This is a genomic window from Streptomyces sp. NPDC047085, from assembly GCF_040643735.1.
Classification (GTDB): Bacteria; Actinomycetota; Actinomycetes; order Streptomycetales; family Streptomycetaceae; genus Streptomyces.
This window is the reverse complement of record NZ_JBEYUW010000002.1, coordinates 525,191-540,503: the sequence shown is the minus strand read 5'-3', so window position 1 is coordinate 540,503 and position 15,313 is coordinate 525,191. Positions and strand designations below refer to the sequence as shown.

Annotated in this window: 11 protein-coding genes; 10 read left to right on the top strand and 1 reads right to left on the bottom strand. The window is 69.8% G+C overall.

Annotated elements, in window-relative coordinates; all coding sequences use genetic code 11:
- Positions 1 to 13 precede the first annotated feature (13 nt).
- Both betA and ABZ865_RS08055 read left to right on the top strand, forming a co-directional pair.
- A complete protein-coding gene (betA, locus tag ABZ865_RS08060; protein WP_361225684.1) occupies positions 14 to 1,684 on the top strand; it encodes a choline dehydrogenase in 1,671 nt (556 codons plus the stop codon).
- 3 nt (positions 1,685 to 1,687) lie between these two features.
- A complete protein-coding gene (locus ABZ865_RS08055) occupies positions 1,688 to 2,521 on the top strand; it encodes a 5,10-methylenetetrahydrofolate reductase (RefSeq protein ID WP_361225681.1) in 834 nt (277 codons plus the stop codon).
- A 77-nt stretch (positions 2,522 to 2,598) separates the two neighbouring features.
- Here the strand turns inward: ABZ865_RS08055 and purU are convergent, their stop codons facing one another.
- Positions 2,599 to 3,471, bottom strand: a complete 873-nt coding sequence (gene purU / locus ABZ865_RS08050; protein ID WP_361225678.1) for a formyltetrahydrofolate deformylase — start codon at positions 3,469 to 3,471, stop codon at positions 2,599 to 2,601.
- A 220-nt stretch (positions 3,472 to 3,691) separates the two neighbouring features.
- Between purU and ABZ865_RS08045 the strand changes: the two genes are divergently transcribed.
- The 8 genes from ABZ865_RS08045 (at position 3,692) to ABZ865_RS08010 (ending at position 15,303) form a co-directional block, all read left to right on the top strand.
- On the top strand, positions 3,692 to 5,161 hold the full coding sequence (locus tag ABZ865_RS08045) for an aldehyde dehydrogenase family protein (protein ID WP_361225675.1): 1,470 nt from the start codon (positions 3,692 to 3,694) through the stop codon (positions 5,159 to 5,161).
- Positions 5,162 to 5,181: 20 nt separating this feature from the next.
- A complete protein-coding gene (locus ABZ865_RS08040) occupies positions 5,182 to 6,270 on the top strand; it encodes a glycine betaine/L-proline ABC transporter ATP-binding protein (protein ID WP_361225672.1) in 1,089 nt (362 codons plus the stop codon).
- Positions 6,270 to 8,270, top strand: a complete 2,001-nt coding sequence (locus tag ABZ865_RS08035; protein WP_361225669.1) for an ABC transporter permease subunit — start codon at positions 6,270 to 6,272, stop codon at positions 8,268 to 8,270. The genes ABZ865_RS08040 and ABZ865_RS08035 overlap by 1 nt, the downstream gene beginning before the upstream one ends.
- A 14-nt stretch (positions 8,271 to 8,284) precedes the next feature.
- Positions 8,285 to 9,253, top strand: coding sequence for an ABC transporter substrate-binding protein (locus ABZ865_RS08030; RefSeq protein WP_361225666.1), 969 nt, complete (start codon positions 8,285 to 8,287; stop codon positions 9,251 to 9,253).
- A 216-nt stretch (positions 9,254 to 9,469) separates the two neighbouring features.
- Positions 9,470 to 11,908 (top strand): FAD-dependent oxidoreductase, encoded by a 2,439-nt coding sequence (locus ABZ865_RS08025; RefSeq protein WP_361225663.1) that lies wholly within the window; start codon positions 9,470 to 9,472, stop codon positions 11,906 to 11,908.
- Positions 11,909 to 11,930: 22 nt separating this feature from the next.
- On the top strand, positions 11,931 to 12,791 hold the full coding sequence (locus tag ABZ865_RS08020; protein WP_361225659.1) for a bifunctional methylenetetrahydrofolate dehydrogenase/methenyltetrahydrofolate cyclohydrolase: 861 nt from the start codon (positions 11,931 to 11,933) through the stop codon (positions 12,789 to 12,791).
- On the top strand, positions 12,788 to 14,074 hold the full coding sequence (gene glyA / locus ABZ865_RS08015) for a serine hydroxymethyltransferase (RefSeq protein WP_361225656.1): 1,287 nt from the start codon (positions 12,788 to 12,790) through the stop codon (positions 14,072 to 14,074). The genes ABZ865_RS08020 and glyA overlap by 4 nt, the downstream gene beginning before the upstream one ends.
- A complete protein-coding gene (locus tag ABZ865_RS08010) occupies positions 14,071 to 15,303 on the top strand; it encodes a sarcosine oxidase subunit beta family protein (RefSeq protein WP_361225653.1) in 1,233 nt (410 codons plus the stop codon). The genes glyA and ABZ865_RS08010 overlap by 4 nt, the downstream gene beginning before the upstream one ends.
- Positions 15,304 to 15,313 lie beyond the last annotated feature (10 nt).

Sequence of the window (15,313 nt, the reverse complement as noted above, 5' to 3'; positions counted from 1 at the left end):
GAGACGAGGCACCATGGCTCCTCTGCAGTACGACTTCGTCATCGTCGGCGGTGGATCAGCCGGCAGCGCACTGGCGAACCGGCTCTCGGCCGACCCCGGCAACCGGGTGCTCGTCCTGGAGGCGGGCCGGTCCGACTACCCCTGGGACGTGTTCATCCACATGCCCGCGGCGCTGACCTATCCGATCGGCAGCCGCTTCTACGACTGGAAGTACGAGTCCGAGCCCGAGCCTCACATGGGCGGCCGGCGCATCTACCACGCCCGCGGCAAGGTGCTGGGCGGCTCCAGCAGCATCAACGGCATGATCTTCCAGCGCGGTAACCCCATGGACTACGAGCGCTGGGCCGCCGACCCGGGCATGGAGACCTGGGACTACGCCCACTGTCTGCCGTACTTCCGCCGGATGGAGAACTGTCTGGCGGCCGACCCGGACGACGAGTTCCGCGGCCACGACGGCCCCCTCGTCCTGGAGCGCGGCCCGGCGACCAACCCGTTGTTCGGCGCCTTCCTCAAGGCCACCGAGGAGGCGGGCTACGCCCCCACGGACGACGTCAACGGCTACCGGCAGGAGGGCTTCGCCAAGTTCGACCGCAACGTCCACCGCGGGCGCCGGCTGTCGGCCTCGAAGGCGTACCTCAAGCCCGCCATGAAGCGGTCGAACCTCACGGTGACGACGCGGGCCCTTGTCACCCGCGTCCTCTTCGAGGGCAAGCGGGCCGTCGGCGTCGAGTACCGGCGCGGGCGCGGCGCGCCGCAGCAGGTCCGGGCCGGCGAGGTCATCCTGTGCGGCGGCGCGATCAACTCCCCGCAGCTGCTCCAGCTCTCCGGCGTCGGCAATGCCGCCGAGCTGGCCGCCCTCGGCATCGAAGCCGTCCACGACCTGCCGGGCGTCGGCGAGAACCTTCAGGACCACCTGGAGGTCTACGTCCAGTACGCCTGCAAGCAGCCCGTCTCCATGCAGCCGTACATGGCGAAGTGGCGCGCCCCCTTCATCGGGCTGCAGTGGCTCTTCCGGAAGGGCCCGGCGGCCACCAACCACTTCGAGGCGGGCGGCTTCGCCCGCAGCAACGAGGACGTGGACTACCCCAACCTGATGTTCCACTTCCTGCCCGTCGCGGTCCGCTACGACGGCTCCTCGCCGGCCGGCGGCCACGGCTACCAGGTGCACGTGGGGCCCATGTACTCCGATGCCATCGGCTCGGTGAAGATCAAGAGCAGGGACCCGCGGCAGAAGCCCGCGCTGCGCTTCAACTACCTCTCCACCGAGCAGGACCGCCGGGAGTGGGTCGAGGCGATCCGTGTCGCGCGCAGGCTTCTCAACCAGCCCGCGCTCGCCCCCTACAACGGCGGCGAGGTCTCGCCCGGGCCGTCCGTCGAGACGGACGAGGAGATCCTCGCCTGGGTCGCCAAGGAGGGCGAGACCGCCCTGCACCCCTCGTGCACCTGCAAGATGGGCACCGACGAGATGTCCGTCGTCGACCCGCTGAGCCTGAAGGTGCACGGGCTGGAGGGGGTACGCGTCGTCGATGCCTCGGTCATGCCCTACGTCACCAACGGCAACATCTACGCGCCGGTGATGATGATCGCCGAGAAGGCGGCCGACCTCATCCTCGGCAAGGAACCGCTGGAGCCCTCCAAGGCCGCGTACTACCGGCACCGCGACGCCCAGCAGCAAGCCGGGTAGAAGATGTCCGCCGAGGCCCTGCGGGCGCTGCTCGCCCGCGTCCGCTACGAGGTGCTGCCGGCCAGGGCGACCGAGGAGAAGGTGCTCGCCCATGTCCCGCGCGACGTCGTGGTCACGGTCACGGCGTCGCCGGTCAAGGGCCTGGAGCCGACGCTCGCCCTGACCGAGCGGCTCACGGCGCACGGGTTCCGCGTCGTCCCGCACGTGCCCGCACGGCTGTTGCGGGACGACGCGCACCTGAAGGACGTCGCCGAGCGGCTGCGCGCCGCGGGCGTCGACGACGTCTTCGTGCCGGCGGGAGACGCCGACCCGCCGGCCGGGCCGTACGACGGTGCGCTGCCGGTGCTGCGCACGCTCGACGAGCTGGGCAGGCCCTTCCCGCAGACGGGGATCACCGGCTATCCGGAGAGCCATCCGCTCATCCACGACGACATCACCATCCAGTCGATGTGGGACAAACGGGCGCACGCCACGTACATCGTCAGCAACATGTGCTTCGATCCGCGGGTGCTCGGCGACTGGATCGCCCGGATACGGCGCCGTGACGTCACGCTGCCCGTGTACGTGGGCGTCGCCGGGCCCGTGCAGCGGGCGAAGCTGCTGGCCATGGCGACGAAGATCGGGGTGGGGGAGTCGACGCGCTTCCTCACCAAGCACGCCTCGTGGTTCCTGCGGTTCGCGACCCCCGGGGGATACGTGCCCGAGCGGCTGCTGGACCGCGGTGCGCAGGCGTTCACCGCGCCGTCGGCCGGGGTGGCCGGCCTGCACCTGTTCACCTTCAACCAGATAGCGGAGACGGAACGGTGGCGCCGGGCGCTGCTCGACCGGCTCGCCTGAACGCGTCCCGTCGTATACGAACGCCGGGCGGGGCCGGAGTGCAGCGACTCCGGCCCCGCCCGCTCACCATGTGCCCCTCAGCGGAACACCACCGTGCGGTTGCCGTTCACCATGACGCGGCTCTCGGTGTGCCACTTCACCGCGTTGGCCAGCACCCGCGCCTCCACGTCGCGGCCGACCGTGACGAGGTCGTCGGGGTCGAGGGAGTGGTCCACCCGGACCACGTCCTGCTCGATGATCTGCCCCTCGTCCAGGTCCGGCGTCACGTAGTGCGCCGTCGCGCCGACCAGCTTCACCCCGCGTCCGTGCGCCTGGTCGTAGGGCCTCGCTCCCTTGAAGCTCGGCAGGAAGGAGTGGTGGATGTTGATGGCGCGGCCCTCCAGCTCCTTGCACAGGTCGTCGGAGAGGATCTGCATGTAGCGGGCCAGGACCACGAGGTCGACGTCCAGCTCCCGCACCAGCTCCAGCAGACGCGCCTCGGCCTGCGGCTTGGTCTGACTCGTCACCGGGATGTGGTGGAAGGGGATGCCGTAGGTCTCGGCCAGCGTCTCGAAGTTCCGGTGGTTGGAGACGATGGCCGGGATCTCGATGTTCAGCGCGCCGGTGCGCCGGCGGAAGAGCAGGTCGTTCAGGCAGTGGCCGAACTTGGACACCATGAGGAGCGTCCGGGTCGGGGTGGAGGCGTCCCGGAGCGTCCATGTGATGCCGTGTGCCTCGGCGACGGGGCCGAACCGGTGACGCAGATGTTCCAGACCGATGTCCGGATCGGAGACGTCGAAGTGGACCCGCATGAAGAAGCGGCCCTGCAGGCGGTCGTCGAACTGCTGGCTCTCGAGGATGTTGCCGGAGTTGCGCACGAGGAATCCGCTCACGGCGTGGACCAGTCCGGCGGTGTCCGGACACGACAGCGTGAGGACGTACTCGCGGCCGGGCTGCGGCAGAGGGGACATGCGGGCCTCCATCGATGCGTATGGCACAACACGGTGAGCGATGCGCAACAAGATGGGTGCTCGCGCCCCTCGCGGTCAAGGGTGGGGGCGGCAACGGACCCGGCGGTAGAAACGGGATCCGCAGACCCCCTTGACGGTTGTCCGTCCGTTCGGACAAGGTGTTCCACCACAAGCAAAGCAATGCACAATGCGCAACGGATTCCGAATGAAGGGTCGGCGCATGGCAGATCTCTATGTCGACGGTGAATGGCGCGCCCCGGTGGCGGGCGGCCAACGGGAGATCCGCTGCCCGGCGGACGGCACGCTCGTCGCGACGGTCTCGGAGGGAACCCGCCCCGACACCGAGGCGGCGATCACCGCGGCCCGCCACGCGTTCGACGAAGGCCCCTGGCCGCACACCCCCGAACGCGAGCGCGGCGCCCTGCTGTTGCGCACGGCCGACATCCTGGAGCGCGATGCCAAGCAGTTCGCCCGCGCCGAGTCCCTCGACACCGGCAAGCGCCTGGTCGAGAGCGAGTACGACATCGCCGACGTCGCCTCCTGCTTCCGCTACTACGGCGGCATCGCCGGCACCGACGCCGGCCGGGTGGTCGACACCGGCCGCGACGACGCCGTCAGCCGGGTCACCTACGAGCCCGTCGGCGTCTGCGGACTGATCACCCCCTGGAACTACCCGCTGTTGCAGGCCAGTTGGAAGATCGCCCCTGCCCTGCTCGCGGGCAACACGGTCGTCCTCAAGCCCAGCGAACTCACACCCTCCACCTCGATCCTGCTGATGAAGGCGCTCGAGGAGGCGGGGCTGCCGGCCGGTGCCGCCAACCTCGTCCTGGGCGCCGGAGCCGAGGCGGGCGCGCCGCTCGCCGAGCACCCGGCCGTCGACATGGTCTCCTTCACCGGAGGCCTGGAGACCGGCAAGCGGATCATGGCCACCGCCGCCGCCACCGTCAAGAAGGTGGCGCTGGAACTCGGCGGCAAGAACCCCAACGTGATCTTCGCCGACGCCGACTTCGAGACGGCCGTGGACTTCGCCCTCACCGCCGTCTTCCTGCACTCCGGGCAGGTCTGCTCGGCCGGCGCCCGCCTGATCGTCGAGGACTCCCTGCACGACCGCCTCGTCGACGAGGTCGTCCGCCGCGCCCGGCGGATCCGCCTCGGCGGACCCTTCGACCCCGAGGCCGAGACCGGTGCGCTGATCTCCGCCCAGCACCGGGACAAGGTCGAGGCGTACGTCGCGGCCGGCCTCGCCGAGGGCGCCGTACTGCGCTGCGGCGGACAGCGGCCGGCCGACCCGGCTCTCGCGAACGGCCACTACTACCCGCCGACCGTCCTCGACGAGTGCCGGCAGGACATGCGCGTGGTGCACGAGGAGTCCTTCGGCCCCGTCCTGACCGTCGAGCGCTTCACCGACGAGGACGACGCCGTACGCATCGCCAACGACACCGAGTACGGACTCGCCGGAGCCGTGTGGACCCAGGACGCCGGGAAGGCCCAGCGGGTCGCCCGGAGGCTGCGCCACGGCACGGTGTGGATCAACGACTACCACCCCTATGTGCCGCAAGCGGAATGGGGTGGCTTCGGGCGCTCGGGCGTGGGCCGGGAGCTGGGGCCGACCGGCCTGAACGAGTACCGAGAGCCCAAACACATCTGGCAGAACATCCACCCCCGGCCGCAGCACTGGTTCCGCGGCTGAACGCCGAAGAGAGGTCGATCGTGACCCCAACACAGACCGAGGTGCCGCAGCGGCGCGGCACACCCCAGGACTCGGACGCCACTCCGGTCATATCCGTGCGCAATCTGTGGAAGGTGTTCGGGCCGAAGGCCGACCGGGTGCCGGGCTCAGAAGAGCTGTGCGGTCTGTCCCGCCGCGAGCTCATGCAACGCACCGGATGCACCGCCGCCGTACGCGACGTGAACTTCGAGGTGGCGCCGGGCGAGGTGTTCGTCGTCATGGGTCTGTCCGGCTCCGGCAAGTCCACGCTGGTGCGATGTCTGACCCGGCTGATCGAACCCACCGCCGGTGAGGTCGTCTTCGAGGGCCAGGACATCCGCGAGGCGGACGACAGGCACCTGCGCGAGCTGCGCCGCCGCAAGTTCTCCATGGTCTTCCAGCACTTCGGGCTGCTGCCCCACCGCCGTGTGGTCGACAACGTGGCCTTCGGTCTGGAGATCCGCGGCATGAGCAAGGCCGAACGCACCAGGCGGGCCCTGGAGGTCGTCGAACTGGTGGGCCTCGCCGGCTACGAGAACTCCTACCCCGATCAGCTCTCCGGCGGTATGCAGCAGCGCGTCGGCCTCGCCCGGGCTCTGGCCGGCGACCCGGACGTGCTCTTCTTCGACGAGCCGTTCTCCGCGCTCGACCCGCTGATCCGCCGCGACATGCAGAACGAGATCATCCGGCTGCACCACGAGGTCGGCAAGACCATGGTGTTCATCACCCACGACCTGTCCGAGGCGCTCAAGCTGGGCGACCGCATCCTGATCATGCGCGACGGCAAGATGGTCCAGTGCGGCACCGGCGACGAGCTGGTGGGCGCCCCCGCCGACGACTACGTCCGCGAGTTCGTCAAGGACGTGCCGCGCGGCGACGTGCTCACCCTGCGGTGGATCATGCGTGCCCCCGAGGACGGCGACGAGCTGGACGGCCCCGAGCTCGGCCCGGACGTCGTGGTCAAGGAGGCCACCCGGGCGGTACTGGCGGCCGACAAGCCGGTCAAGGTCGTCGAGGACGGCAAGCTGCTCGGCATCGTCGGCGACGAGGAGATCCTCTCCGTGGTCGCCGGGCGGGAAGGCGGCGCGTGATGACCGTCGCCATGGAGAAGCCCGAGAAAACAAAGGTCGCGGAACCGGCCGCGCCCGCCCGGGGCGCGCGCAAGGTCAGCCGGCCCGTGGTGATCGGCGCGATCCTCGTCGTCTGGCTGGCGCTGTTCGCCGTACTGCGCGGCAAGCAGACCCTGTCCCTGGCGGTGGCCGATCTGACCGACCTGCACCGGTGGATCAACGACTTCAACGACTCCATCGGCGCCAACCGCAACTCGAACCCGCTCTTCCTGTACTTCTTCAACGAGATCCGGCTGGTCATCGACAACCTGGTGACCTTCGTCCAGCATCTGATCTCCCAGCCGTCCGAGGCCCGCCCGGTCCCGGAGATCGGCTGGCTCGGCGTCGTCGGCCTGGCCGGCTACGTCTCCTGGGCCCTGGGCAACTGGAAGGTCGCCCTGCTGGCCGTCGCGGGCTTCACCTTCTTCGGGTTGCAGGGGCTGTGGCAGGAGAGCATGGACACCCTGGCGCTCATCCTGTGCGCGGTGTTCGTGGCCCTGCTGTTCGCGATCCCGCTCGGGGTGTGGGCCGGTCTTTCGGACCGGTTCAACCGGCTCATGACGCCCTTCCTGGACTTCATGCAGACGATGCCGACCTTCGTCTACCTGGCGCCGCTGACCCTCTTCTTCCTCATCGGCGGCGCGTCCGCCACCATCGCCACCGTGATCTACGCGGCCCCGCCGACGATCCGCATCACGGCGCACGCCATCCGCAACGTGTCGAAGACGACGGTCGAGGCGGCCGACTCACTGGGTGCCACGCGCCGTCAGTCGCTGCTGAAGGTCCTGCTGCCGATGTCCAAGCGGACCGTGGTGATGGGCGTCAACCAGACCATCATGGCCGCCCTGGCCATGGTGACCATCGCGGCCCTGATCAACGCTCCGGGTCTCGGTGTGAACGTCCTCCAGGCACTGCAGTCGCTCGACGTCGGCACGGCCTTCAACGCGGGCCTCGCCATCGTCGTCATGGCGATCGTCCTGGACCGGGTCACGACCGCGGCCAGCGCGCGCGAGGAGAACGCGCGGCGTTCCAAGAACCGCTTCGTGAAGTGGCGGCGTCCGCTGCTGGGCGCCGGCGCCGCGGTCACGGCGGTTCTCGTCCACCTGTCGCACACCTACGTGTGGGCGGCCGACTTCCCCGGTGACGGCACCGTCGGCAGCCACATCGCGAGCGCGGCGGACACCGCGACCAACTGGGCGCAGGACAACCTGTCGGGCCTGACCAACGCCTTCCGCGACGCCCTCACCAACGGCCTGCTCAACCCGTTCCAGACGCTGCTCACCGACTCCCCGTGGTGGCTCGTCGGCGCGGTGCTGGTCGCACTGGCAGTGGTGCTCGGCGGCTGGAAGGCCGGGATCACCACCGCCGTGTGCGTGGGCCTGCTGGTCGCCACCGGCGTGTGGTCGGACGCCATGACGACGCTGGCCTCGACTCTCGTCGCGACGGTGCTGGTGATGATCCTCGGCATCGTCTTCGGTGTGTGGATGGGGCGCAGCGCGCTCGTGGACCGGCTGATCAGGCCCAGCCTGGACGCGGCCCAGGTCATGCCGCCGTTCGTCTACCTCGTGCCGTTCCTCGCGCTGTTCGGCGCCACCCGCTTCACGGCCATCGTCGCCGCCGTCGTCTACGGCGCGCCGGTCGCCATGAAGATCATCGCGGACGGTATCCGGGCGGTGCCCGAGACCACCGTGGAGGCGGCCACCTCCGCCGGGTGCAACACCTGGCAGATCATCACCAAGGTTCAACTGCCGATGTCACGCGGTGCCCTGACGCTCGCGACCAACCAGGGCCTGATCTACGTGCTGTCGATGGTTGTTGTGGGCGGCCTGGTAGGAGCAGGGGCCCTCGGCTACGACGTCGTGGCCGGATTCTCGCAGGGAGAGCTGTACGGCAAGGGGCTGGCGGCGGGACTCGCCATCGTACTGCTCGGAGTCATGTTCGACCGGATCACTCAGGCAGCGGCGCGACGCGCGAGCGCTTAAAGGAGCAGGACACCATGGCAAGACACTGGCGAGCCGGCGCGGCCGGCCTGGCCGTCCTCGGCCTCACGCTCACCGCGTGCGGAGGCGCGAAGGTCGGCGACACCTCCTCGGGTTCGGACAACGCGGGCAGCTCTGGCAAGTGCGGCACGTTCAACCTCGCGGTCAACCCGTGGGTGGGCTACGAGGCGGACGCGGCGGTCGTCGCGTACGTGGCCGAGCACAACCTCGGCTGCAAGGTCACCAAGAAGAACCTCAAGGAGGAGATCGCCTGGCAGGGCTTCGGCACCGGCGAGGTCGACGCCATCCTGGAGAACTGGGGCCACGACGACCTGGTGAAGAAGTACATCACCCAGCAGAAGACCGCCGTCGACGCCGGCCAGACCGGCAACAAGGGCGTCATCGGCTGGTACGTGCCGCCGTGGCTGGCCAAGGCACACCCCGACATCCTCGACTCGAAGAACCTCGACAAGTACGCGTCCAACTTCAAGACCTCCGAGTCGGGCGGCAAGGGCCAGCTCCTGGACGGCGACCCGTCGTACGTCACCAACGACGCGGCGCTGGTGAAGAACCTGAAGCTGAACTTCAAGGTGGTGTACGCGGGCAGTGAGACCGCGCTCATCCAGTCCTTCCGAGACGCCGAGAAGAACAAGAAGTGGGTGATCGGCTACTTCTACGAGCCGCAGTGGTTCCTGTCCGAGGTCCCGCTGAAGAAGGTCTCGCTGCCGAAGTACACGACGGGCTGTGACGCCGTCGCCGAGAAGATCGCCTGCGACTATCCCGTGTACGACCTGAACAAGATCGTCAGCGCGAAGTTCGCCAAGTCCGGCAGCCCCGCCTACAACCTGGTGAAGAACTTCAACTGGACGAACGACGACCAGAACGAGGTCGCCAAGTACATCGCCCAGGACAAGATGTCCGACGAGGCGGCCGCGAAGAAGTGGGTCGACGCCAACAAGGACAAGGTGGACGCCTGGCTCAAGTAGGCCGAGTCGGGAGGACGGGTCGGACATGCCCGGCGGGCGGTGCGTGCAGGTGCGCGCCGCCCGCCGGGCATTGCCGTGTCCAGGGGCGTGTTTCGGGGCGTTCTCCGACGTCACGGACCCCTTGACACCCCCTTCCGGGACAGGCACATTGAGTTGCGCAACCTGAATCTCGTTGCGCACAAAGCAACTCCCGGTTTCGAGTTCGGAGGTTGGACGATGGCGGGACCCCGAGTGGTCATCATCGGAGCGGGCGTCGTGGGAGCGGCCCTGGCGGACGAGATCTCCGCACGCGGCTGGACCGAGGTGACCGTGGTCGACCAGGGCCCCCTCCCGGCCACCGGGGGCTCCAGCTCGCACGCGCCGGGCCTGGTCTTCCAGACGAACGCGTCGAAGACCATGACGGAGCTGGCGCGCTACACCGTCGAGAAGTTCTGTTCCCTCGAGGTGGACGGCAAGCCCTGCTTCCTCCAGGTCGGCGGCCTCGAAGTGGCGACCAGCCCCGAGCGCCTCGCCGAACTCCGGCGCCGCCACGGCTGGATCACCGCCTGGGGCATCGAGGCGCACCTGCTGACCCCCGACGAGTGCGTGGAGCGGCACCCGCTGGTCGACCGCGACAAGATCCTCGGCGGCCTCCTGATCCCCACCGACGGCCTCGCCAAGGCGGTCCTCGCCGTCGAGGCACAGATCCGCCGGGCCACCGAGCGCGGCGTGCGCTTCCTCGCCCGCCACGAAGTCCTCGACGTGAAGCAGAGCGAGGGCCGCGTCACCGGCGTGGTGACCGACCAGGGCGAGATCCCCGCCGACATCGTCGTGTGCTGTGCCGGCATCTGGGGCCCGAAGATCGCCCGCATGGTCGGGATGAACCTCCCGCTCACCCCGCTCGCCCACCAGCTCGCCTGGACCGGCCCGGTCCCCGCCCTCGCCGGCCAGACCGAGGAGGCGGTCCGCCCGATCCTGCGCCACCAGGACGCCGACCTCTACTACCGCGACCGCTTCGACGGCCTGGGCATCGGCTACTACGGCCACCGCCCGATGCCGGCCTCCGCCGACGACATCCTCTCCGTGGACGAGGCCGAACAGATGCCCTCGGTCCTGAAGTTCACCGAGGAGGACTTCGAGGACGCCTGGACCGAGACCCGGTCCCTGCTCCCGGCGACCAAGGAGGCGAAGGTCGAGGAGGGCATCAACGGCCTGTTCTCCTTCACCACCGACGGCTACCCGCTGCTCGGCGAGTCCCCTGACGTCAAGGGCTTCTGGGTCGCCGAGGCCGTGTGGGTCACCCACTCCGCGGGCGTCGGCCGGGCCGTCGCCGAATGGCTGGTCGACGGCTACTGCTCCTCCTTCGACCTGCACGAGTGCGACGTCAACCGCTTCGAGCCGCACCAGCTCTCCCCGGAGTACGTCCTGGCCCGCGACTGCCAGAACTTCGTCGAGGTCTACGACATCCTCCACCCCCTCCAGCCGGCCGGTGCCCCCCGCCCGATCCGCACCAGCCCCTTCCACGCCCGCCAGCAGGAGCACGGCGCGTTCTTCCTGGAGGCGAACGGCTGGGAGCGGCCCCAGTGGTACGAGGCCAACGCGGCGCTGGTGGACGGCCGTTCCATCACCACCCCGAACGACTGGGCCGCGCGGTACTGGTCCCCGATCGTCGGCGCCGAGGCCCAGGTCACCCGCGAGACGGTCGCGATGTACGACATGACGGCCCTCAAGCGTCTGGAGGTCAGCGGCCCCGGTGCCGCCGCCTTCCTGGAGCGGCTGTGCACCGGCAAGATCGACAAGTCGGTCGGCTCGGTGACGTACACCCTGCTCCTCGACCACGACGGCGGCATCCGCAGCGACATCACCGTCGCCCGCCTGGCCCGCGACCTGTTCCAGGTCGGTGCCAACGGCAACCTCGACCTCGACTGGTTCACCCGCCACCTGCCCGCCGACGGCACGGTGCAGGTCCGCGACATCACTCCGGGCACCTGCTGCATCGGCCTGTGGGGCCCGCTCGCCCGCGAGGTCCTGCAGCCGCTGACCGACGAGGACTTCTCCAACGAGGGGCTCAAGTACTTCCGCGCCAAGCGCGCCTACATCGGCTCGGTGCCGGTCATCGCGATGCGACTGTCGTACGTCGGCGAACTCGGCTGGGAGCTCTACACCACCGCCGACCAGGGCCTGAAGCTGTGGGACACCCTCTGGCAGGCGGCCGAGCCGCTGGGCGGCATCATCGCCGGCCGCGGCGCCTTCAACAGCCTCCGCCTGGAGAAGGGTTACCGCTCCTTCGGCACCGACATGACCTACGAGCACGACCCGTACGAGGCCGGCGTCGGCTTCGCCGTCAAGGCCGACAAGGACGACTTCATCGGCAAGGCGGCGCTGGAGCGGCGCAAGGCCGACGTGCGGCGCAGGCTCACCTGCCTCACCATCGACGACCCGCAGGCCGTCGTGATGGGCAAGGAGCCGGTGTACGACGGCGACCGCGCCGTCGGCTACGTCACCAGCGCCGCGTACGGCTACACGATCGGCAAGGGCATCGCCTACGCCTGGCTCCCGGCGGAACTGGCCACCCCTGGCACCACTGTGCACATCGGCTACTTCGACCAGCACGTCGAGGCCGTCGTCGCCGAGGAGCCCCTGTTCGACCCGACCATGTCCCGCCTTCGTGGCTGACCGTGCAGAAGGAGCACCGCCGGTGACCGCTCAACTGCTGGACGGCAAGGCGACCGCCGCCGCCATCCGTCGTGAACTGGCCGAGCGCGTGGCCAAGGTGACGGCCACGACCGGCCGCCCGCCGGGCCTCGGCACCGTCCTGGTCGGCGACGACCCGGGCAGCCACGCCTACGTCGCCGGGAAGCACCGCGACTGCGCCCAGGTCGGCATTGCCTCCTTGCGCCGCGAACTACCCGCCGACGCCACCCAACAGCAGGTCGAGGACGTCGTCGACGAACTCAACGCCGACCCGGCCTGCACCGGCTACATCGTCCAACTCCCGCTCCCGCGCCACCTGGACGCGAACGCCGTCCTCGCGCGCATGGACCCGGCCAAGGACGCCGACGGACTGCACCCGGTCAACCTCGGCCGGCTCGTCCTCGGCGTGGACGCCCCGCTGCCCTGCACCCCGCGCGGCATCGTCGAACTGCTGCGCCGCCACGACGTCCCGCTCGCCGGAGCCCGGGTCTGCGTGATCGGCCGGGGCATCACCGTCGGACGGCCCATCGGACTCCTGCTGACCCGCAGGTCGGAGAACGCCACCGTCACCCTGTGCCACACCGGAACCAAGGGCCTGGCCTGGCACGTGCGCGAGGCGGACATCGTCGTCGCCGCGGCCGGCTCGCCCGGACTGATCACCAAGGACATGCTGCGCCCCGGCGCGGCTGTCCTGGACGTCGGCATCACCCGCACCGAGGACGGGCTCGTCGGCGACGTCCACCCGGAGGTCGCCGAGGTCGCCGGATGGGTCGCGCCGATGCCCGGAGGAGTGGGACCCATGACCAGGGCGATGTTGCTCGCCAACGTCGTCGAGGCCGCCGAGAGGAACGCGAACGCCGTATGAACGCCCTGAACACCCGCCTCGCGGAGCTGGACCCCGAGGTCCACGCGGCCCTCCGTGCCGAGCTGCACCGGCAGCAGTCGACCCTGGAGATGATCGCCTCCGAGAACTTCGCCCCCACCGCCGTGATGGAGGCGCAGGGCTCGGTCGCGACGAACAAGTACGCCGAGGGCTACCCCGGCCGCCGCTACTACGGCGGCTGCGAGCACGTCGACGTCACCGAGCGCCTGGCCATCGAGCGTGTCAAGTCCGTCTTCGGGGCGGGCTTCGCCAACGTCCAGCCGCACTCGGGCGCGCAGGCGAACACCGCCGTGTTCTTCGCCCTGCTCAAGCCCGGCGACACCGTCCTCGGCCTCGACCTCGCGCACGGCGGTCACCTGACCCACGGCATGCGCATCAACTACAGCGGCAAGATGCTCAACGTCGTGCCGTACCACGTCTCCGAGAGTGACAACCTCGTCGACATGGACGAGGTGGAGCGACTCGCCAAGGAACACCGGCCCAAGATGATCATCGCGGGCTGGTCGGCGTACCCCAGGCAACTGGACTTCGCGGCCTTCCGCCGGATCGCCGACGAGGTCGGAGCCCTCCTCATGGTGGACATGGCGCACTTCGCCGGCCTGGTCGCCGCCGGACTGCACCCGAGCCCCGTCCCGCACGCCCACGTGATCACCACCACCACGCACAAGACGCTCGGCGGTCCCCGCGGCGGCGTCATCCTCACCAACGACGCCGACCTCGCCAAGAAGATCAACTCGGCGGTGTTCCCCGGCATGCAGGGCGGCCCGCTGGAGCACGTCATCGCCGCGAAAGCCGTCTCCTTCAAGGTCGCGGCGTCGCCCGAGTTCACCGAACGCCAGGCCCGCACCCTGGCCGGCGCCCGCATCCTCGCCGAGCGCCTCACCCGGCCCGACGCGGCCGCGGCCGGAGTGAAGGTGCTGACCGGCGGCACGGACGTCCACCTCGTCCTGGTCGACCTGCGGGACTCCGAACTCGACGGCAAGCAGGCCGAAGACCTCCTGCACGAGATCGGCATCACCGTCAACCGCAACGCCGTCCCCTTCGACCCGCGCCCGCCGATGGTCACCTCCGGCCTGCGCATCGGCACCCCGGCCCTCGCCACCCGGGGCTTCACCGAGCAGGACTTCACCGAGGTCGCCGACGTGATCGCGCTGGCCCTCCAGCCCGAGCCGGACGTGGCAGCCCTGCGCGCCCGCACCGAGGCGCTGGCCGCCGAGCACCCGCTCTACCCGCACCTTTCCGGCCCTTCAGGAGACGCCCGATGAGCCCCCGCACCCCCGGCGCCGACCTGCCCGACCACCCGGACCTGCTCTGGCGCAACCCCGAGCCCAAGCCGTCGTACGACGTGATCATCGTGGGCGGCGGCGGACACGGCCTGGCAACCGCCCACTACCTGGCGAAGAACCACGGCATCACCAACGTCGCGGTCCTGGAGAAGGGCTGGCTCGCGGGCGGCAACATGGCCCGCAACACCACGATCATCCGCTCCAACTACCTCTGGGACGAGAGCGCCGGCATCTACGAGCACGCGCTCAAGCTGTGGGAGGGACTGGAGGAGGAACTGGACTACCCGATCCTCTTCTCCCAGCGCGGCGTGCTGAACCTCGCCCACAGCCTCCAGGACGTCCGCGACAGCGTGCGCAGGGTCGAGGCCAACCGGCTCAACGGCGTCGACGCCGAATGGCTCGACGCGGACGGGGTCAAAGAGGTCTGCCCGATCGTCAACACCTCACCCGACGTGCGCTATCCGGTGCTCGGCGGCACCTACCAGCCGCGCGCCGGCATCGCCAAGCACGACTACGTGGCCTGGGGCTTCGCCCGCTCCGCGGACGCCGCCGGCATCGACATCATCCAGAACTGCGAGGTCACGGGTCTCGACGTGGTCGGCGACCGCGTGGTCGGCGTCCAGACCACCCTGGGGCCGATCGCGGCCGGCAAGGTGGCCCTGTGCTCGGCGGGCCACACCTCGGTCCTCGCCGCCATGGCCGGCATCGAACTGCCTGTCCAGAGCCACCCGTTGCAGGCGCTCGTCTCCGAGCTCCTGGAGCCCGTGCACCCGACGGTCGTCATGTCCAACGCCGTCCACGTGTACGTCAGCCAGGCACACAAGGGCGAGCTCGTGATGGGCGCGGGCATCGACGCCTACAACTCCTACACCCAGCGCGGCGCGTTCCACATCATCGAGGAGCAGATGGCGGCCGCCCTGGAGCTCTTCCCGGTGTTCGCGCGGGCCCATGTGCTGCGCACCTGGGGCGGCATCGTCGACGTCAGCCCCGACGCCTCGCCCATCGTCGGCCTCAGCCCGGTCGACAACCTCTACCTCAACTGCGGCTGGGGAACGGGCGGTTTCAAGGCCACCCCGGGCGTCGGCTGGGTCTACGCCCACACCATCGCCCACGACACCCCCCACGCCCTGAACGCCCCCTTCTCGCTCGACCGTTTCACCACCGGCGCGCTCGTCGACGAGCACGGCGCGGCCGCGGTGGCCCACTAGGGAGCCGAAC

Excerpts from the sequence above, each read along its gene's own strand:
- betA (WP_361225684.1), top strand. The coding sequence starts at position 14 with ATGGCTCCTCTGCAGTACGACTTCGTCATCGTCGGCGGTGGATCAGCC.
- ABZ865_RS08055 (WP_361225681.1), top strand. The coding sequence starts at position 1,688 with ATGTCCGCCGAGGCCCTGCGGGCGCTGCTCGCCCGCGTCCGCTACGAG.
- purU (WP_361225678.1), bottom strand. The coding sequence starts at position 3,471 with ATGTCCCCTCTGCCGCAGCCCGGCCGCGAGTACGTCCTCACGCTGTCG.
- ABZ865_RS08045 (WP_361225675.1), top strand. The coding sequence starts at position 3,692 with ATGGCAGATCTCTATGTCGACGGTGAATGGCGCGCCCCGGTGGCGGGC.
- ABZ865_RS08035 (WP_361225669.1), top strand. The coding sequence starts at position 6,270 with ATGACCGTCGCCATGGAGAAGCCCGAGAAAACAAAGGTCGCGGAACCG.
- ABZ865_RS08030 (WP_361225666.1), top strand. The coding sequence starts at position 8,285 with ATGGCAAGACACTGGCGAGCCGGCGCGGCCGGCCTGGCCGTCCTCGGC.
- ABZ865_RS08025 (WP_361225663.1), top strand. The coding sequence starts at position 9,470 with ATGGCGGGACCCCGAGTGGTCATCATCGGAGCGGGCGTCGTGGGAGCG.
- glyA (WP_361225656.1), top strand. The coding sequence starts at position 12,788 with ATGAACGCCCTGAACACCCGCCTCGCGGAGCTGGACCCCGAGGTCCAC.
- ABZ865_RS08010 (WP_361225653.1), top strand. The coding sequence starts at position 14,071 with ATGAGCCCCCGCACCCCCGGCGCCGACCTGCCCGACCACCCGGACCTG.